The organism is Bdellovibrionota bacterium, assembly GCA_040386775.1.
GTDB lineage: Bacteria > Bdellovibrionota > Bdellovibrionia > Bdellovibrionales > JAEYZS01 > JAEYZS01.
In genome coordinates, this window is record JAZKEU010000011.1 from 1 (window position 1) to 18545 (window position 18545).

Consider the following 18545-nt stretch of genomic DNA (forward strand, 5'->3'; position numbering starts at 1 on the left):
ATTTATGCATTCTTATTCGTCTCTCATTATAACGGCTGAATAAAAATATAAAAACCAAAGGTAAGAAAAAATAAATTCAATCTGGCTCTTCTAATCAACCAAGAAACGCGTCAATAAATTTAAAAAAATATTTTGTTTTTGACGCACTTTAGACGTTGAAAACTAAGGGGTACCTTTTATTCCGCGGTTGCGAAACATAAGTAGACTGGCGCCTTTTAATGAGCTCTAGGAATTCGCAATGAATATTACAAGTCAAGAGAGCTTCTTACGTTTCTTAGATCTTCGCTAGTGTCTAAATACACACCCTCTGATCGTCTTAAAATTTCTCTATATTTGTTTAAAACTCTATTGATGCGCAAGTCTTTGAGCAGTTTTGCGGATTGTAGATATATTAAATCTGAACTTACCGTAGCTTTAGATTTTTTTCTAAGATCGTCTAGTTCAATTAAAGCAAATTCCGTACTCTCAAGAGCTATGATTGCATCTTGTGTTCGCAAATTTTCTTTAAGAATGTTTAAATTTTCAAAAGCCCGAGCCCTTGCGAAAGAATTAAGAGATTCTAATCTTTTTATACTATCAACAATCTGGTCATTAGAACATTTATAGTCAATTCTCCTACACTCAACCGAAATAGAACCTGCCTTAGCAATTCTAGAAACTCCAAAACTCAACATGATAATACCTATAATAATTATAATTTTAGACATACTGTCTCCTCGAGATACCGTTTGAAAATTTGTTGGATTGATTTTCAATATTATTAAGCTACGGAGTTTTTATAAGATCATAACTTAGCAAGTAGCGTGCCCGTTTAAAAAATCATTTACTTGGAGCTAAATTCAAAAAAATGCCTAAAAAATTAAATTCAATGCCCTAAATAGTCACTATCCTCGAATGACTCTCTTAAGCTCTAAATTTTTGGCAACAATTCATTTATACTAAGCTTTTCCTCACCAAATAACGCACAAGCGACACGGAAAGGTGCAGCGCACCTTTTTATGGCAATAGAGCGGGGCATATCCATTGACAGCCTTAAAATAGATCCCATATTGTTTGCTTAACACATCCTACAGGAGGAATTGTTTCAATGGCTTGGTTTAAAAGAATCTCGTTATTTTTAGTGGTCAACATTTTAGTAATGGTAACGATTTCGTTTGTTCTGAACGCTTTTGGCGTAAGACCTTATCTTGATGCTCAAGGAATCGATTATCAATCTCTTATGATTTTCTGCTTGGCGTGGGGTATGGGCGGAGCCTTTATTTCTCTAGGACTTTCTAGAATCATGGCAAAAATGATGATGAGAGTAAAGGTCATCAATCCTTCAACGGCTACCGGCCCCCAAAAAGAAATCGTGGACATGGTTCATCGATTTGCAAAGACTGCGGGAATCACAACAATGCCAGAAGTTGGTATTTATGATTCACCAGAGATCAATGCTTTTGCGACCGGACCTACCAAAAATAGATCTTTAGTTGCCGTTTCAAGTGGTCTCCTTAACCGCATGGATAGAGATCAAGTGGAAGGCGTTATTGCCCACGAGATGGCGCACATTTCGAATGGTGATATGGTTACGATGACTCTGGTTCAAGGTATCATTAACGCTTTTGTTATGTTCTTAGCGAGAGTTATTGCTTTTGCGATAGCTCAAAATGCAAAAGAAGAAAGTCGTCCAATGATTCGCTTTGGTGTGACTATTGTCTTAGAAATCGCACTCAGCGTCTTAGGAGCTATCGTAGTTTCTTACTTCTCAAGACATCGTGAATTTAGAGCAGATGCGGGTGGCGCAAGATTTGCTGGCCGTGAGAAAATGATTTCCGCACTCAAAGGGTTGCAAGGAACATTAGGAAGAATCGACAACGATCAACCCGCAATGGCAACTCTGAAAATCTCTGGCAAACCCGGTGGATTGATGGCGCTTTTGTCCACTCACCCACCACTTGAAGAAAGAATCAGAAGACTCGAGCGAGGAATTTAATCTTTCTCCTATTTAGGACATAATCTGTGAAAAAACATTTTGATATGATCATTAAAAACGGCCTTGTGTATTCACAAGGTCGTTTTCATAATACCGACCTAGCAGTCACTAATGGCATCATCGAAGCCTTAGGAAACTTTCAATCTTCATCTGCCGATAAAATTATCGATGCAACTGGACTCCATGTACTTCCCGGAGTCATTGATACTCAAGTTCATTTCAGAGAACCAGGTTTAGAACACAAAGAAGATCTTGAATCTGGAACTCTTTCTGCTTTAGCTGGTGGCGTAACCGCAGTATTTGAAATGCCCAATACAAAACCTGCAACAACAACTCTTGAAGCACTTAAAGATAAACTCAATCGCGCAAAAAATAGAACTTACACCGACCATGCATTCTATGTCGGAGCCTCTCACGACAACATTGCTGAGCTTGCTAAGCTTGAACTGGAAGCCGGTGTCTGTGGAGTGAAGATCTTTATGGGTAGCTCAACTGGTAGTTTACTTGTAGAAGACGATCTTCATTTAGAGAAGATCCTAAGATCAGGAAAGCGCCGCGTGGCCGTCCACTGTGAAGATGAATATCGACTACGAGAAAGAAAACAGATCGCTATTGATGCCAAAAATCCTATCGCCCATCCAGAATGGAGAGACGAAGAAACAGCACTCAATGCAACAAGAAGACTGCTAGCCCTTGCTCAAAAAACATTCAGACCTGTTCATGTACTTCATGTGACTTCAGCTAAAGAAATAGACTTACTTTCTAAAAATAAGGACTTCGCCACAGTTGAAGTAACACCTCAACATTTAACTTTATTTGCACCAGACTGTTACGAAAAGCTCGGAACACTTGCGCAAATGAATCCTCCTATCCGTGATAAACATCATATGGAAGCATTATGGAAAGGAATCAATGATGGAACTGTTTCCGTTATCGGAACAGACCACGCTCCTCATACTATTGAAGAAAAAAAGAAACCTTATCCAGACTCCCCTTCTGGTATGCCCGGAGTACAAACCTTGATTCCAATCATGCTCGACCATGTAAATCAGGGTAAACTTTCGCTAGAAAGACTTACAGAATTGATATGTAAAAAACCCGCAGAGATTTTTAAGATCAAAAAACGTGGCGATATCCTACCTGGAATGGAAGGAACCTTTACTTTAATTGATCTTAAAGAAACACGCGAAATCACTCATGATTGGCTAAAAAGCAAATGCGACTGGAGTCCCTATGAAGGAATGCAAGTCACAGGCTGGGCCAAGGGAGCCATTCTACGTGGTAAAATTGCTATGATGGAAGATGAAATCATTGATTTTCCAAAGGGATTACCATTAGTATTCGACCATGCTTGAGATTCAATTTAGAAGAAAATTTGAAGCCGCTCACCGTTTTATTGAAGGTGAAAACAAAGGCACCCTTTGCGGGCAACCTCACGGACACACTTGGTTTGTAACTGTCACTCTTGGTTCTAAAGTCCCAAAAAATTTGAATTTTTCTACAAATACTCTTATCCCTTTTGAAAAAGCTAAAAAGAAATGGCATCAATGGATAGATGGAAATGTTGACCATTGTTTTATGTTCAACAAGAAAGATCCATTGTTGGAGTTTATGTTGAAAGACAATCCCGGTGGTCGTCATTTGATCATGCCTGGCGATCCTACAACAGAAATGGTTGCCATGACTTTTATGTCCAAGTTTGATTGTTTTTTAAAAGAAATTGATGAGAATTTATATTGCTCGTCCATTGTGATCGATGAAACACAAACCAATTCCATTCGCTTCTCCGGCAACCCTCAAGAGCACCTTCCCCAAAGTCAAAATCCTAGTGACTTCTGGTGGAATAGAGCCGATCTTACTAGTAACGATATTTAGGCATACAAGAAGGTACGGCGTACCATTTGAGGTTTTATGAAATTCATAATTTTGATTATTGCTATGTTTTCTACGGGCGAATTACTTTTGAGCTGTTCGACAAGTCCTACGGGTCGTAAACAAATGACCATCATGCCGGAATCCCAAATGTCTTCCATGGGCGCCCAATCCTTTGAAGAATTAAAAAAGCAAACTCCCATCGAAAAAGATGCCAAAATCAACGCCTACGTAAAATGCATTACCGACCCTATTTTAAAAGCAGCCGGTCCCGTTGAAGGCGTTAGCTCTTGGGAAGTGGTGGTATTTAAAGATAATCAGGTGAATGCCTTTGCCCTTCCTGGTGGAAAAATCGGAGTCTACACTGGCATCATTAAAATTGCGACGACCCCGGATCAATTGGCGGCAGTTCTGGGACACGAAGTGGGTCACGTGATGGCAAAGCATGGGAACGAGCGCGTGAGCCAAGGCATGGCTTCACAAATTGCTTTGGCGGGTACGGCAATTGCCTTAGGAAACAACGGACAACTCGACAAAAAATCTCAAATGATTGTAGCTGGTCTTGGCGTGGGAATGCAGTTTGGAGTCTTACTCCCTTTTAGCAGAACCCACGAATCCGAAGCAGATATTATTGGATTGGAATTGATGGCTAAAGCTGGATTCAATCCTGACGATTCAGTAGAGCTCTGGAGAAATATGTCAAAGGCCAGTGGAGGCAAAGCTCCTCCACAATTTATGTCGACCCATCCATCAAATGAAACAAGAATTAAAAATCTTTCAAACAACATACCAAAATTTGAACCCTACTATCAAAAAGCCGTCAACAACGGAACAAACCCTCACTGTAATTTGTAAAAATGTATGAAAAGTATCAATCCATTTAATCTTGAAGTTTTAGAGGAGTTTAAGGAAATCACTTCTACGGATTTGGAAAAGACTTTAGCTCATACGGATAAGGCTTTTCAAACTTGGAAGAGAGCTTCTTATCAAGATCGTGGAGCCTTATTTCAAAAACTTTCTACAGTTTTAAAAACAAAATCTGATTCCCTCGCCAAAATGATGACCAAAGAAATGGGCAAAAGATTTTCTGACGCCAAAGCTGAAATTATGAAGTGTGCTGAGGCTTGCGATCATTATGCAAAACACACCGAAGAATTTCTAAAAGATCAGCCCGTCTCCACTGACGGCTCTCAAAGCTTTATAACATTTCAACCCTTAGGAACTATCCTTGCGATCATGCCTTGGAATTTTCCTTTCTGGCAGGTTTTTAGGTTTGCCGTTCCGACACTGATGGCTGGAAATGTGGGAATCTTAAAACACGCCTCTAATGTTTCTCAATGTGCCGTGGAAATAGAAAGATTATTCATCGAAGCTGGATTTCCTAACAATATTCTTAGCACCGTACTTCTTGGCAGTGATAAGGTTGCAAAGTTGATCGCTGATCCGAGAATCAAAGCCGTCACTCTCACAGGTTCAACACCAGCGGGAAAAAGTGTCGCCGAAAATGCAGGTAAAAACTTAAAAAAATGTGTTCTTGAATTGGGCGGAAGCGATGCCTATGTGGTTTTAGATGATGCAGATTTAAAAGCTGCCATTGAAATCTGCGCCAAAAGTCGTCTCATCAATTCTGGTCAAAGTTGTATTTCCGCAAAAAGATTTGTGGTCACCTCAAAAGTATACGAGCAATTCAAAGAAGGTCTCATTGAGAAATTTAAAAGTTTAAGAATGGGTGATCCCCTGGATGACAACACCACTCTTGCACCTCTCGCTCGCACAGACCTAAGAGATGACCTTCATAAACAAGTAAGAAAAGCTTTAGAGCACGGAGCTAGGCTTGTTTATGGCGGAGAAATCCCTCACCAGGAAGGTGCTTTCTATTCACCGACCATTCTTGAAAATATCAATTCTGAAAATCCAGCTTATTACGAAGAATTTTTTGGTCCCGTGGCTTTGCTTTTTAAAGCCAAGAATGAAAAAGAAGCCTTAGCAATTGCCAATGATTCACATTTTGGTTTAGGAGCTGCCGTATTCACTGCAAATACCAATCACGGCGTAGAAATCGCCAAGAAAGAACTCGAAGCTGGAAGCTGTTTTGTGAATGCCCTAGTCAAATCCGATTCAAGACTGCCCTTTGGAGGAATTAAAACCAGTGGATTTGGAAGAGAGCTTTCGCACTTTGGAATTCATGAATTTGTAAATATCAAAACCGTTTATGTAAAATAGATTTCAAAAATTGAATTACGCTGCCATTTTATTTTTTTGCTTTTTTTCTGAATTTATTTTTGGCAACGCAACCTCAAACATAACGTTTGGATTATTTTGATCCAGACTGATTGTCCCTCCATGAGCTAGTACTAATGTTTTTGAAATGCTCAAACCAATTCCCATAGCTGTGCCTACATCTTTTGTTGAAAAGAACGGCTCAAATACTCTTTCCGCTGTGTTTTTATCAATGAGTGGCCCACTATTTTGCACTAGAATTTTGTAATGACTTTTATTTTCAATCAATAAAACTTTAATCCATTTTATATCCTTATTCTCAATGGCATCGATAGCATTCTTTACTAAATTCGATACCACATGCTTTAATGAAGAAGAGCTTCCCCAAACTAAGCCATCGCCTACGACATTGTACATATAAGCAAAATCTATATTTTTTTCTTTAAATTTTTTGGCATAATCATTTTTAACACTGATTACAACATCAAAAAGCGAAACTCTATCTCTTTCGAATTTTCCACCGGTCATAGTTAACAACCTCAAAGAATGGACAATGTTGCCGATCTTCTCTCCCGTGCGAATCAAATTTGCGACGTCTACTTTGGCTTGATCAATTTTATTGTTTTCAAGTTTATCACTTAAATTTTCTAGAGTGAGGATCATTGTGGCCAAGGGAGTATTCACCTCATGGGCAATCCCACCAGCCATTTGCCCTACTGAAGACCATCTTCTCAATGAAGTATTTTTATTGATCTCACTTATAAAAGCAGTCGAAATTTTCTTATAGTTTAAATAATTCAAAAAAGTAAATATACATACCGTCGTCACACCAAAAAGGTACAGAAATGCTTCGTTGCGAGCTTCGAATGCAGAAAAACCAAAGGCCATAATGGACACAACAAAGGACATCACCATGTACAGGATAGCAAAAACTATTTTGAATTTAGATTCTAAAATTATATTTACAACAGTGAAGAGAAATATCAATCCCCCTACAACATAATCCATATTGATTTCATTTCTTAGTAGAATAAAATGAAAATGAGTGATTGCTATAAATACAGATGTATAAAGAAAAATTTTTAAATTTTTTGTGAACCAGGCTAACCTAAACGAAAGCACCGCTGCCATGAGAAGCGGAATACAAATTGCGAAACGAACTCCGAGAGGATCGTAATGACCAAGTTTTTCTGAAAGTAGATATCCCCAAAGTGGATACAACGCTGAACTGATAAAAATAACAGCCTGATAATAGCGGGTTTGATCTACCGCTAATATTTCCTTTTCATTTAAAATCAGTTGATCATTCATTTCACTTCCTAATACATTGGATCAAAACAATAATTGTGTAATCAAATTGAGACAAAAAAATCTGTTTTACTTACTATAATTTATCGAAATAACTACCGAAAAGCTTTAGTACATATAAAGATATTCAAGGAAGTAAAAATGACTCATAAATTAAAAGTCTTATTAGTAGAAGATGATCTGATGTTACAAGAAGTATTAAAGTCCACTCTGGAAGGCTTTGGCTGCACAGTAATGTGTTCAAACAATGGCTACGAAGCTATCCAGCTACTTAAGAAACAGACATTCAGTGTAATTATCAGTGATATTAAAATGCCTAAAATGGACGGAATATCTCTTCTTGAGACACTCAAGACCCTCGGAATTAATACTCCGGTTGTTATGATGACTGGTTATTCTGAGTATAAAGATGATCAAATTGCTCATGCAGGCGGAGTCGTATTACTAGAAAAACCTTTCACCCGCGCCAAGCTCAAAGAACTCTTCGATGAATACATGAGCCTACTTCCTACAGGAAGTTAACCTCTTCGTCTAACCTCTTCCTTTTGTTTTCGTTTTTCCAGGCGCTGCATTGTCTTCAATGTATTTCACTATCATTCCTGCAACATCTTTTTGCGTAGCTTTTTCAATGCCCTCTAGTCCCGGAGAGGAATTCACTTCCAGAACTAATGGTCCACGATTGGACCTAATGATATCCACCCCGGCCACATTCAATCCTAAAACTTTTGCAGCTTTAATAGCGGTGTCTTTTTCTTTTTTAGATAAAGTCACGGCTTCTGCTTTTCCACCTCTATGAAGGTTACTTCTAAATTCCCCAGCCTTTGCTCTTCTCATCATGCTGGCCACAACCTTATCTCCAATGACAAAACAACGAATGTCGCAGCTTTCGGCTTCACCAATGTATTCTTGAACAAGCAAGTATTCATCTAGCTCTCTAAACGCTTCGATCACGCTCTCGGCGGCGTTCTGAGTTTCGGCTAAGATCACACCTTTGCCTTGAGTTCCTTCTAAAAGTTTAATCACCAGGGGAGCTCCGCCCACCATATTCACAAGATCTTCTGTCATCTTAGTAGCATGAGAAAATCCTGTCACCGGAAGCCCCACTCCTTTTCTAGCTAAAATTTGTGAGGCTCTTAATTTGTCGCGTGACCTTGAAATCGCCACACTCTCGTTGATGGAGTATACGCCCATCATTTCAAATTGCCTCACCACCGCAAGACCATAGAATGTGATCGAGGCACCAATACGAGGAATGATGGCATCAAAGTCCTCTAGAATTTGATCTTTGTAGTGCACAGAATTTTTCTTTGAAGTGATATTCATGTAGCATCTGAGCGGATCAATCACCATCACTTCGTGGCCACGCGCTTGCACGGCTTTCACTAAACTCTGGGTCGAATACAACTTTGGGTTCCGAGATAAAATTCCAATTTTCATTTTGATGCCTTACCCTTAATTGCAGGGTTTTGTGTTAATAAAAAAGATTTTCCGGGATGAACCAGAAATTTCTTTTTTAAAGCCTTTCTTCCTAAAAGCATTCTAAAACCCATAATATCTCTATTCACCAGAGTGATATCTATATCATAGAGCTCTTCAATACCTATCTTGATGGTCGTTCGAATCACAGGCCTTTCTGTGACATGACCCGTAGAACTTCTCACGCTTCTCATCTCAATCAGCTCTGCTTCAGCGTGGACTTTTTTTGTTTTATTTCCCTGCTGAGGATAAATCGTAAAAATAACTTTTTTCTTTCCGTCTTCATTGAAAATAAAAATGTCTTCTGCGTGCAGAGCAGACGTCGCGGCACCGGTATCGACTTTGACTTTGATTCCCTTCACTTTTAATTCAGGTAAACCAACGTACTCTCGCCAGCCAATATGCCGTCTCAAAATTTTCACAACTTCTCGCATAGGAATATATTAACGGTTGGGAACCAAAAAAGAAAGCCCACCTTGCACCTAAAAAAATTTAGTCACAAGGTGGGCCCAAAAACCACTAGCCGCGAATTCAGGGCACGACTAGCAAACAGTCTTATATTAAGGGGTAAACCGCCTCCAATACTAGAGGGCAACTCCTGTCATTACGCCTACAATTGCGCTGTAAGCGTCAGAGATACCACCAGTGATGGATAACGTTTCAAACGGAACATCTTTCGCATGATCGCTTGGGAGTCTCACTGAAAGTCCTGCTCTGCTACGAACAGTTCCCATGAGTCTAGCTTTTAATTCTTGTGCTGAAAGTTCAGGCATCTGTGACCATACAAGAGCCGCAACTCCTGCAGCGGAAGGACAAGCCATGCTTGTTCCGCTGAACACAGCATACTTGTTGCCAGGAACTGTCGAGTTCAAATTCACACCTGGAGCAAAGAGGTCTACTTGCGTTTGGCCAAAGTTTGTGAAAGTTGCCGTGAGAGTTCGGTCTTTGAATTGGCTAGAGGCACCAACATCAAGCCATGTTCCAACTGTATCTATCACTTCACCCGCTTCGCTATAAACTCTTCTTGTTGGATAACGATCTTCTTGATCTCTATCCGTAGATTCATTTCCAGCCGCGTGCATGATGAGCAAACCTTTTTCTTCTGCGTACTTGAACGCCTCACCCACTTGAGTTCTTTGCGGAGAATATCCTTTTCCAAAACTCATATTGATAACATTGGCACCATTGTCTGCCGCGTACTTCACAGCTAATGCAACGTCTTTGTCTCTTTCATCACCATTAGGCACAACTCTGAGTGCCATGATCTTTACATTCTGTGCAACTCCACGTACACCCAAAGAGTTGTTGCGATCAGCAGCAATGATTCCCGCAACGTGGGTTCCATGGTCCGCACCGGGGCCAATCACATCGTTATTACCATAGGTAACATCGTCAAAATTTTCAGGTTCGTCTTTAACGATTTCTGCACGAGGTAAGAATTGTTCATTGTAATAATAATTTTTATCGTCGGCATAAACACCTTGGACTCTTAAGAATCTCGCTACATCTTTGGCATTTCCCGCTTTGAAAATGGCAACCATATTTTCTTTGGCTTTAGCTTCTGCTTCCGTTGTAGTTGCAAGAGCTGAAACTTGAACTAGAGAAACTTGTTCAAAAGAAACTTTTAAAAGATCTTTTAGAACTTCGTAGTTTGTTTTAAGATCCGCTATGTATTTTCCAAGAACTTCCAACATTTGATCTGCCGTCACAAGAGCTTCTTTGACTTCTGCATCCAATTTATCAAAGTAAGCTTGATCTTTTTCCGACAAAGACATGCCTTGATCTTCTAAAGACTTTTTCTTGGACTTCATCTTGATAAGCTCTCTTGTCACTTCCAGTTGCTCGGCATCGATATGCGTAGGTTTTCCATTCGCATCGACCCCACCAATAAAGTTCCAACCGCTCACGTCGTCAACGTAACCATTAGCATCGTCATCGATTCCATTGTTAGCGATCTCGCCTTTATTTGTCCAAATTTTCCCTTGTAGATCTTCGTGATGAATATCCACACCTGAATCAATCACCGCGACGATGATTTCTTTTTTATGTTGCAGATTCAAAAGATCATAAGCTTTGTCCGCACTGGTGCCTTCGGCTTGATCAATTTCCGGATCCTTAGTGAACCAGTTATCAACTTCTCGAGAAGAAGATAAAACTTTTTCAGCTATTAAATTTTTTGGATGTTCTTTTTGTAGGGCCTGCTGTAGAGGCTTGTTGTCGTTAGAACAAGCCGCAGTTGCCAGCAAAGCGAGCGCAAGCAATGCGCGTGATGATGTTTTCATTATTCCCTCCCCCGAGCGAATGTTTTGTTAATCCACGAATAGCTATTAGCAAATGATGTGCCTGACATTTTGTCACTACTCTAACAAGAATATGACGCAGAGCTATTTTTATGGAATGAATAGGAGTTTCTTAGAGATGAATTGTCACGCTGGTGCCGGTGGGAGAAGTCTTTATATCCAATTCCCAATCATACTTTTTGGCAATTGCATGGACCCAGGCCAAGCCCAAACCAGTGCCTTTATGACTCCGAGAGTTTGTTCCAAAGTTAAATGGTGAACCCATTTTGTCTAAAACAGACTGTGGGATTCCCATCCCTTCATCGCTAACAGTGATTTGGTCTTCTTTGAAATTAAGAATAATATTTCTATCTTCTGGTGAGTATTTTAGAGCGTTTGTTATCAAGTTTTGCACCATGTGTTCAAGATCATGATGATTTGCAAATACCGTGTGATCACTGACACCTTCAATTTGCAGTCTATCTTTAGCAATCGGTTTTAGTGTTTGCTCCAAATGTTCCGCAAAGTTTGTAAGTTTAATCGCATAAATATCTGTCTTTGCTTGGGGTGTATTCAAGCTTTCAGAATATTCTAAGTACCTATGAACGAAGTCCGCAAGGCGATCGATGTCTTTATGTATATTCTCCACCACTTGTGGTTTTTCACTGCCTTCTAGTTCTTTCAGGCGGTTCTTAATGAGACTGAGCGGCGTATTCACTTCATGAGCAAGCCTTGCCGAATGATTTTTGTTCATCTGAAATGCCAAACGAATTTGTGTAAGAAGATTCTGAACTGATTGAATGAGCTTGGTGAATTCGTCATTTTTAAAAGCAAAAGAAAGCTTTGAACTCAAAAATTTCGTATCCCAAGTTTCAGAATTAAAGTTTGCGGGATTCAATTGATTTGTAATCACATTCAAATCTTCTGCCAAACGCTTCAGTGGAGAGAAAAGTCTTGTCGAAAGAAGCCACGACAAAAATGCCGAAGCAATTACGAGAATAAAGAAATAATAGATATGGTTTCTCGTATAGAAAAGGCTAACCAAGCTTTTTTGGTTTACCACAGTCCCGATCTGTAAAGTTCTACCCGCGTCTGGAATTTTCTTGGTGAAAATTCTCACCAAGTTGTCATCATGTTCCGTGAACTGCCATTCAAACTTTGTTGTGGGATTGAGATCTAATTTTTTTGCATTAAGGTTTTTATAAAGAACGTTACCTTTATTGTTCTTAATCATAAGAACAAGGCCTAAATGATAACCACCCAGGATTTCTTGGATTTGCTCTTCTGCTTCGTCGAGCTCTGCAAAGTCTCTGGTTACAAGATCGGAATGTGCAAGTAAACTTGCATAGGATTCAATCTGACCATCGATCAACTGCATTCTTTCTGAATTCAAGAAGCTTGAATAAATCAAGCTACTCATAATCAGAGTCAGAACAAATGTCGCCCAAAGGGTAATAAAAATCTTATACTTCAATCCAGTAACCTACATTTCTTTTAGATAAGATCTCGACATTGGCCTGAACCGACTCTAATTTTTTTCTTAGGTTTTTGATTGTGACTTCGACGACGTTGGATTCAACGTCCGCATGGATATCCCAAATGCTATCAAGCAACTGGTACCGATTGTATACTTTTGTCGGTGTGTGCAGAAGCGCTGTTAGAAGTTGGTATTCTTTTTTAGAAAGTTCTAGTTTCTTACCTTCCACTTCCGCGCTCTGAGAAAATAAATCTAAAGTTAAGTTTCCATAAGACTGAACGGTTTGCGCAGTCTTCACATTGTACCTTTGAGAAACTCTGATGCGTGCAACCAACTCTTCGATCGAGAAAGGTTTCGAAACGTAATCGTCTGCTCCCATATCCAAGATTTTACCCTTTTCTGTGGGGCCACCGATGGCTGATAAAACAATGATTTTAGAATTTGGGAACCGCTCTTTGAGTGTTGTGATTTTTTCTGAAGAATCTAAACCATGAAGTAAACGATCCAGAACGATCACTTGGGGATCCAAACTGTTCTTTTGTTCAATTGTAGAATTGAGCTCTTCCATCGATGTTACAACTTGAACGCAGTAACCTTCTTTTTTGAGAGATTCAGATAGAAAATGGCTTAACGACGATTCGTCTTCGACTATTAATATGTTCATGGCGTGAAACTATGAGATGTTGAAAAGCGAGGCAAGCATAGCGAGCGGATTCCAGAAAAAAACAAGGCGCGTAATCTTTTGAATAACGCGCCTTATTATATTCTCTGACCATTAAATGTCTAGAGAAACTCCAATTACTTCTTTTTAGCAGGAGTTGCAGCCGGAGCAGCAGCGTGTGCAGCAGCTTCACAGTCAGCTTTTGCTTTTGCATCTGTAAGCTTAGTGCAATCAACAGCAGTTGTAGTAGTTGTTGTTGTTTTTGTAGCAGTTGTTCCTGTAGCGTTAGCAGCAACAGCGAAACCAGCAACGATAGCGATAGTTAAAAGTAATTTCATAATTCCTCCTAGGAATGTGTGTTCACAATATTGTGTACTCACAGATTAGGCGGAGTGATGAAAAGTGTAAATGAGATCATCTTAAAAAAATTTTCACTCTCAAAGCGAACATAGCTCGCCTTTTGGATAGAACTGGACTTTTAGACTAAAAAAGGAGCATCAGCTGCTCCTTTTTCTAGAAACTATTATCTTTTGAAGTCACCGGCAAATTTAGCCATTAGCGATTGGGCCTCCCAGAGGTCCGTATCGTATATTCGATCAATAAAGCGTCTGCTCTGTTTCCCTTTCAGGATCTTTACTAATCTAGTTCTAAAAAACAAAAATACTTTTCCTTCTTTACCTTTATGAAATGAGAATTCACTACTCATTAAACAATACCCCTTTAAGTCCTTTAATCCTCAATACTTTAAAAAAAGTTTTTATGAGATTAATTTAACTTTAAAATTTATTAATAGGTTTTTTCGAATGAAAAAAACTTGATTGTTCGACCGAACATTGGCTTTTAAACTCTGCCACACCTCCCTTTTTTCTTTTCCTGATTGAATACAGGAATGGTTGGTGACATTTAGCAGTCTGCCTATCGCAGGCGATGCTGCTATAAGATTATTACATCTAACTTCTTATCGGATTTGAATCTGTATTTTTAAAACTAGACCCTGTGAAGATTTCCTCACAATTCCCTAACGAAACTGAAGGGTTTTGAGAGGGAAAAGTAGGTATAAGGTACAATGAAATAAGTGAAGGTTATGGATGAACAAAGTAACGCTTATGCGAGTTTATCCATTTCCATTTTTGGTTTCGTCTTCTGACATTTTGATAATTTCCAAAATGCGAGCTTTATCTTTTTTAGAAAATTCTTTTAGAGCTTGATCAAATTGTTTTGGGTCGGATTTTTTCAAATCATAAATCAAATCATAAGGTGCATCTGACGGATCGTGCTTAGTGTACTGCAAACACATTTCTAGAAGTTCTCTCATAGACAAACTCGATGTTTTCTCTTTCACCAATTTATTAAGTTTTAAATAAACTATATCTGCTGCTTCTGGCGACAATGCTGAACTTGCTAAATCAGATTTTAGTTTTTTCAAGTCTATTTCTTGAGATTGAGCAAACGCGGAGTTTCCTAAAATAAGGATTGTTATGAAAATAATTTTAAATGCCACGCACACCTCCTCCTCTTAAAGATTCTTGATACGCTAAGTATTTTTTTACTTCTCGAGTTTCTTTAATGTAAACACCAATGACTTTTCTTCCTTTGCTACTTAGTCCTGCTTTTGGTGAACCTGTTCGCGCATTTGGACTATAATAATCACTAGTAAATCCATTCTCTGTACGAACCTCGATATGGCCTGATCTGCTTCCATCCGTTGTTTTATAGACTATCACAGAGCCCACTGGAGCGTCATAGGGACTTTTTATTTGATCTTTAAAATCTGTATCCATTAGATTTAAAAATCCTTGAGACTTTAAAGACGAGCCTGCATACATAGCGTGTTCGCCTACAAGACGTGATGATGTGGCACCAGATTTTTTTAATAGTTCCTTTACACCATTATAGCAAGATCTAATGGAACCGGATTTCCTATCAGCATTCACCCACGTACTTCTAATTAATCTTCCTTTATTTCGAGATTCAGCTCTATAACCTTTTTTTGCTGTTAGCATCATATTTCTTACAAAATCAGATTCTTCATAGTTTGCTACAACCTCTTCAATTGTTTTTGGACCATTGTATGCAGTCTTAAAATCATTAGTATTTTGTATAACGTTAAGGAGAGATGAAAGAGAATTAGAAGCAGGAGTAGAGCAATATCCATTTACACAGACACCGGCTTCTTCGTCCTCACCATCATGAACTTCATATAAATTGCGAACTCTTAAGTCTCCATTTTTTGCCATAGCTGCCAATCTTACTTTCGTGGTCTCGTATAATAAATTTTCATTTTCCGACTGTATAATTTCAACCTGATTTCTATAACCCCCAAAAGGAGGTGTCCCTGATAAACTATTTAAATAATTGAGTGTATTTGGCAAGCTTACTGCAGAGGCAGCTGTTGCTCCCCTCAAAGATTCCTGAGGTACAGTTACTGAAATTATATCTCCACGATTTAATTGTGCCGTATCACCTGTCCAATCCAGAACCACTGGCTGTGTTCTTAAAACTTCAAGTTGAAGTTCGTATTGTTGGCTACTTGCAGCTCTATAGGGATTACCAAATGAATAAAAACTTGGGTTGTAATTTGATGCTGATGAATTGGCTTTGCGGACCGGCCCGACCACTGCATTACTACTCGACAACTGTATACTCTCGTTCGTCGCTTTCTCAGAATCGAACACAAAAATAAGAGCCACTAACCATGCGATGAGTAGTGTAATCATGTAGAAATACTTGGCTTTGAATACGTTGAAGATATTTTTGTTATTTGTCATACAGCTTAGTATTGCAAAGCCAATGCCCAATATCTTGATTTATAGAGGATTGTTGCAAAATTGTTGCGGATTGAATGAACTAATACTTTCGCGGAGCCCACAGCCCACGTTTATCCTCACGAGCTTCTTTTTCATAAGCACGGAACTGTTCTAAATACTTGAATGGAAATTTTGTGTAAGCAAAACCATAACCTTGCTTAATGATTTCTGCATTCACAAAAGTTCCATCGGCCATATAAACATACGCGAGAGTTCTTTTGTATTTATCAGTTTTCGTTTGATCGTATTCCAAACGAACTTTTTCATGCAGTACTAAACGTGTTAAAAACTGAGAAGCTTCTTTTCCGAAATATTCTACTGGCTTTCGAGGGTCTACTGTTTCCGGTGTATCCAAACCGATGAGTCGAACTTTTCCGATGGTTTCCACTTCGATAGTGTCACCGTCCACGACTCTTTCCACTTCATAGTAAGTGTTTCCGTCATTAGGAACTACCATAACTTTATCTGCTGACTTGCATGCAGTGAAAGCTAACAAAAATATAACCAAAGCTAAGGATGTGTTCTTCATCTGTATTAATTATAGCTACGTAAATTAAGGAATTTCAATACAATCTTTTAGTGACAAACGCCCCTGAAATTGAAAGGATCTGGCCTTAGAGGAAAATCCATGCAAAAAACCTTATTTTTATTGCTATTTCTACTTTTGGGTTGCAAAGAAACCAATCCGAATGAGATCTGGATTTATACCTCCACCTACAAAGACACGGTGGCCGATGTGGAACCCCGGCTCAAAGCTCAATTTCCAGAAATGGATTTTCATTTTTATCAAGCAGGCTCTGAAGAAATCACTGCCAAAGTGAACGCAGAGATGCTAGCCGGTGGAACCAAAGCTGATATTTTTATTTTCTCTGATCGTTTTTGGTTTGAAGAAGCCGCAGAACTTGGAAAACTTCATCCCTATCGTCCTAAAGGCTCAGAAAATATTGATCCTCTCTTCAAACATCCCGATGGCTCATATACAACAGTGAGCCACCCACTTATGGTGATGATTTATAATTCTGACGTTTATAACGAAAGCACTGCGCCTAAATCTTTTAAAGAGATGTCTGATCCAAAATGGAAGGACAAATTTGCAACAGGAAGTCCATTGGCATCTGGGACAAACTTTACAACTGTAGCTTTCCTACAAAAACTCTACGGTTGGGATTACTTCAAAGCGTTGCGCGCAAACAATACCATAAGCGAAGGTGGAAACTCTTCGGTAATCCGACGTGTTCAAACCAAAGAGCGTCCAGTGGGCTGGGTTTTACTTGAAAATGTTTTAAGGCTCAAAGAAGATTCAAAAATTAAAACTATTTTTCCTGAGGATGGTGCCATCGTACAATCGAATGTCTTTGCTATAGCCAAAAAGAGCGGTACCGGAAAAGAAAAATCTCCTGCCAATGCAGAAAAAGTTGCGGATTGGTTTTTCTCTAAAGAAGGCCAAGAGGCTATGACTAGATCTTTTATGTATTCAGCGCTACCGGGATTTCCTGCTCCGAAGGGTGCGAAAGAATTCAAAGAGGTCGTAAAAACCTCTCCCAAATGGAGTCCTGAGATTTTAAAAGAAATTATGGAAAAGCGTGAAGAAATAAAAGAAGAATTTACGCACATTATGTTTCAATAAGCACAACCGTTAAGGAATAACTGTGAAGAAACCAATACTGGGAATTGCAATTTTTATTTTGATCTTACTTTGCGTTTATCCATTTGGCGTTCTTTTTTATAAAATCATTTTTTCTGGTCCCAATGATAGCTTCACTTTAAAATCTTTTGATCAAGTTCTACATAGCGCCACAACTTTGCGGGCAATTAAGAACACATTGATGGTGAGTTTGTCCGTTAGCGCATTGAGTGCGCTGATTGGCGTGCCTCTGGCTTGGTTACTCTCGCGCACAGATTTTCCTGCCAGTCGAAAATTCAGATCATGGCTTTGTTTGTCTTACGCGATTCCTCCTTACATCGGGGCTATCGCCTGGATATTTTTAGCCAATCCCACGACAGGATTATTGAATAAAATCTTTGGACTCAATCTCAATATCTATAGCTTTGGTGGATTAGTTTGGGTGGAGGCGAGCTTTCTCTATACGTTCATTCTTTTAACTGTTCACGCATCTTTAGAAAGAATGGATTCCTCTTTTGAGGAAGCGGCGAGATTATCTGGAGCAAGTCCTCTTAAAATTTTTAAGGACATCACTTTACCTTTAATTCGGCCAGCACTACTTGGAAGTAGCTTGCTTGTTTTCTTGGCTACGGCTGCAAGCTTTGGTGTCCCGGCCTTGATTGGGAGTCCTGCGAGAATTTATCTGATCACCACGCAGATCTACACCTTCCAAAAAATGGGGTCTCTCAGTGGTCTCTACAAGGCCGGTGCTCTTTCTATGTTTTTATTGTTATTTGCCGTAATCACTTTGATCATTCAGCAAAAAATTCTAAACAAAAGCCAATTCAAAACCGTTTCAGGAAAAAC

The 18545-nt window shown here is 39.2% G+C and carries 19 protein-coding genes; 8 read left to right on the forward strand and 11 right to left on the reverse strand.

The window, feature by feature from the left end:
* Positions 1–245: 245 nt before the first annotated feature.
* Positions 246–707: a hypothetical protein gene (locus V4596_05760; GenBank protein ID MES2768636.1), complete on the reverse strand. Its 462-nt coding sequence runs from the start codon at positions 705–707 to the stop codon at positions 246–248.
* Between the two features lie 380 nt (positions 708–1087).
* Here V4596_05760 and htpX point away from each other — a divergent pair, with 380 nt between their 5' ends.
* The 5 genes from htpX to V4596_05785 are packed head-to-tail and all read left to right on the forward strand — an operon-like array spanning position 1088 to position 6070.
* Positions 1088–1975 (forward strand): protease HtpX, encoded by an 888-nt coding sequence (gene htpX, locus V4596_05765; protein ID MES2768637.1) that lies wholly within the window; start codon positions 1088–1090, stop codon positions 1973–1975.
* Positions 1976–2001: 26 nt separating this feature from the next.
* Positions 2002–3330: a dihydroorotase gene (locus tag V4596_05770; GenBank protein MES2768638.1), complete on the forward strand. Its 1329-nt coding sequence runs from the start codon at positions 2002–2004 to the stop codon at positions 3328–3330.
* On the forward strand, positions 3323–3850 hold the full coding sequence (locus V4596_05775; GenBank protein MES2768639.1) for a 6-carboxytetrahydropterin synthase: 528 nt from the start codon (positions 3323–3325) through the stop codon (positions 3848–3850). Before V4596_05770 ends, V4596_05775 begins: the two co-directional genes overlap by 8 nt.
* Positions 3851–3886: 36 nt before the next feature.
* On the forward strand, positions 3887–4702 hold the full coding sequence (locus V4596_05780; protein MES2768640.1) for a M48 family metallopeptidase: 816 nt from the start codon (positions 3887–3889) through the stop codon (positions 4700–4702).
* Between the two features lie 6 nt (positions 4703–4708).
* The gene (locus tag V4596_05785; GenBank protein ID MES2768641.1) at positions 4709–6070 is read left to right on the forward strand and encodes an NAD-dependent succinate-semialdehyde dehydrogenase; all 1362 of its coding nucleotides are present in this window, start codon (positions 4709–4711) and stop codon (positions 6068–6070) included.
* Positions 6071–6085: 15 nt separating this feature from the next.
* Here the strand turns inward: V4596_05785 and V4596_05790 are convergent, their stop codons facing one another.
* On the reverse strand, positions 6086–7378 hold the full coding sequence (locus V4596_05790) for a HAMP domain-containing sensor histidine kinase (protein ID MES2768642.1): 1293 nt from the start codon (positions 7376–7378) through the stop codon (positions 6086–6088).
* A gap of 138 nt (positions 7379–7516) precedes the next feature.
* On the opposite strand from V4596_05790, the gene V4596_05795 reads away from it, so the two are divergent.
* Positions 7517–7897: a response regulator gene (locus tag V4596_05795; protein ID MES2768643.1), complete on the forward strand. Its 381-nt coding sequence runs from the start codon at positions 7517–7519 to the stop codon at positions 7895–7897.
* A gap of 9 nt (positions 7898–7906) precedes the next feature.
* Here V4596_05795 and rimK read toward each other — a convergent pair whose 3' ends face one another.
* The 9 genes from rimK to V4596_05840 form a co-directional block, all read right to left on the reverse strand.
* On the reverse strand, positions 7907–8812 hold the full coding sequence (gene rimK, locus V4596_05800) for a 30S ribosomal protein S6--L-glutamate ligase (GenBank protein ID MES2768644.1): 906 nt from the start codon (positions 8810–8812) through the stop codon (positions 7907–7909).
* On the reverse strand, positions 8809–9273 hold the full coding sequence (locus V4596_05805; GenBank protein MES2768645.1) for a RimK/LysX family protein: 465 nt from the start codon (positions 9271–9273) through the stop codon (positions 8809–8811). Before V4596_05805 ends, rimK begins: the two co-directional genes overlap by 4 nt.
* 162 nt (positions 9274–9435) lie before the next feature.
* Entirely contained in the window at positions 9436–11133 is a 1698-nt protein-coding gene (locus V4596_05810; protein ID MES2768646.1) for a S8 family serine peptidase, read from the reverse strand.
* Positions 11134–11263: 130 nt separating this feature from the next.
* Complete coding sequence (locus V4596_05815) at positions 11264–12550, reverse strand: HAMP domain-containing sensor histidine kinase (protein MES2768647.1); 1287 nt, start codon at positions 12548–12550, stop codon at positions 11264–11266.
* Between the two features lie 43 nt (positions 12551–12593).
* Positions 12594–13271, reverse strand: a complete 678-nt coding sequence (locus V4596_05820; GenBank protein MES2768648.1) for a response regulator transcription factor — start codon at positions 13269–13271, stop codon at positions 12594–12596.
* 134 nt (positions 13272–13405) lie between these two features.
* Positions 13406–13606, reverse strand: coding sequence for a hypothetical protein (locus V4596_05825; protein MES2768649.1), 201 nt, complete (start codon positions 13604–13606; stop codon positions 13406–13408).
* Between the two features lie 776 nt (positions 13607–14382).
* Positions 14383–14769, reverse strand: coding sequence for a hypothetical protein (locus V4596_05830; GenBank protein ID MES2768650.1), 387 nt, complete (start codon positions 14767–14769; stop codon positions 14383–14385).
* The gene (locus tag V4596_05835; GenBank protein MES2768651.1) at positions 14759–16036 is read right to left on the reverse strand and encodes a hypothetical protein; all 1278 of its coding nucleotides are present in this window, start codon (positions 16034–16036) and stop codon (positions 14759–14761) included. The genes V4596_05830 and V4596_05835 overlap by 11 nt, the downstream gene beginning before the upstream one ends.
* A gap of 79 nt (positions 16037–16115) precedes the next feature.
* Entirely contained in the window at positions 16116–16604 is a 489-nt protein-coding gene (locus V4596_05840; GenBank protein MES2768652.1) for a thermonuclease family protein, read from the reverse strand.
* Positions 16605–16703: 99 nt separating this feature from the next.
* Between V4596_05840 and V4596_05845 the strand changes: the two genes are divergently transcribed.
* Together V4596_05845 and V4596_05850 are read left to right on the forward strand one after the other, a co-directional pair.
* Entirely contained in the window at positions 16704–17702 is a 999-nt protein-coding gene (locus V4596_05845) for an extracellular solute-binding protein (protein MES2768653.1), read from the forward strand.
* A gap of 22 nt (positions 17703–17724) precedes the next feature.
* On the forward strand, positions 17725–18545 hold an 821-nt coding region (locus tag V4596_05850; protein MES2768654.1), incomplete at its 3' end, for an ABC transporter permease subunit.

Bases quoted from the DNA above. Each gene is read 5' to 3' on its own strand.
- V4596_05760 (MES2768636.1), bottom strand. From the start codon at position 707: ATGTCTAAAATTATAATTATTATAGGTATTATCATGTTGAGTTTTGGA.
- htpX (MES2768637.1), top strand. From the start codon at position 1,088: ATGGCTTGGTTTAAAAGAATCTCGTTATTTTTAGTGGTCAACATTTTA.
- V4596_05775 (MES2768639.1), top strand. From the start codon at position 3,323: ATGCTTGAGATTCAATTTAGAAGAAAATTTGAAGCCGCTCACCGTTTT.
- V4596_05780 (MES2768640.1), top strand. From the start codon at position 3,887: ATGAAATTCATAATTTTGATTATTGCTATGTTTTCTACGGGCGAATTA.
- V4596_05785 (MES2768641.1), top strand. From the start codon at position 4,709: ATGAAAAGTATCAATCCATTTAATCTTGAAGTTTTAGAGGAGTTTAAG.
- V4596_05790 (MES2768642.1), bottom strand. From the start codon at position 7,378: ATGAATGATCAACTGATTTTAAATGAAAAGGAAATATTAGCGGTAGAT.
- V4596_05795 (MES2768643.1), top strand. From the start codon at position 7,517: ATGACTCATAAATTAAAAGTCTTATTAGTAGAAGATGATCTGATGTTA.
- rimK (MES2768644.1), bottom strand. From the start codon at position 8,812: ATGAAAATTGGAATTTTATCTCGGAACCCAAAGTTGTATTCGACCCAG.
- V4596_05810 (MES2768646.1), bottom strand. From the start codon at position 11,133: ATGAAAACATCATCACGCGCATTGCTTGCGCTCGCTTTGCTGGCAACT.
- V4596_05815 (MES2768647.1), bottom strand. From the start codon at position 12,550: ATGAGTAGCTTGATTTATTCAAGCTTCTTGAATTCAGAAAGAATGCAG.
- V4596_05820 (MES2768648.1), bottom strand. From the start codon at position 13,271: ATGAACATATTAATAGTCGAAGACGAATCGTCGTTAAGCCATTTTCTA.
- V4596_05825 (MES2768649.1), bottom strand. From the start codon at position 13,606: ATGAAATTACTTTTAACTATCGCTATCGTTGCTGGTTTCGCTGTTGCT.
- V4596_05835 (MES2768651.1), bottom strand. From the start codon at position 16,036: ATGACAAATAACAAAAATATCTTCAACGTATTCAAAGCCAAGTATTTC.
- V4596_05840 (MES2768652.1), bottom strand. From the start codon at position 16,604: ATGAAGAACACATCCTTAGCTTTGGTTATATTTTTGTTAGCTTTCACT.
- V4596_05845 (MES2768653.1), top strand. From the start codon at position 16,704: ATGCAAAAAACCTTATTTTTATTGCTATTTCTACTTTTGGGTTGCAAA.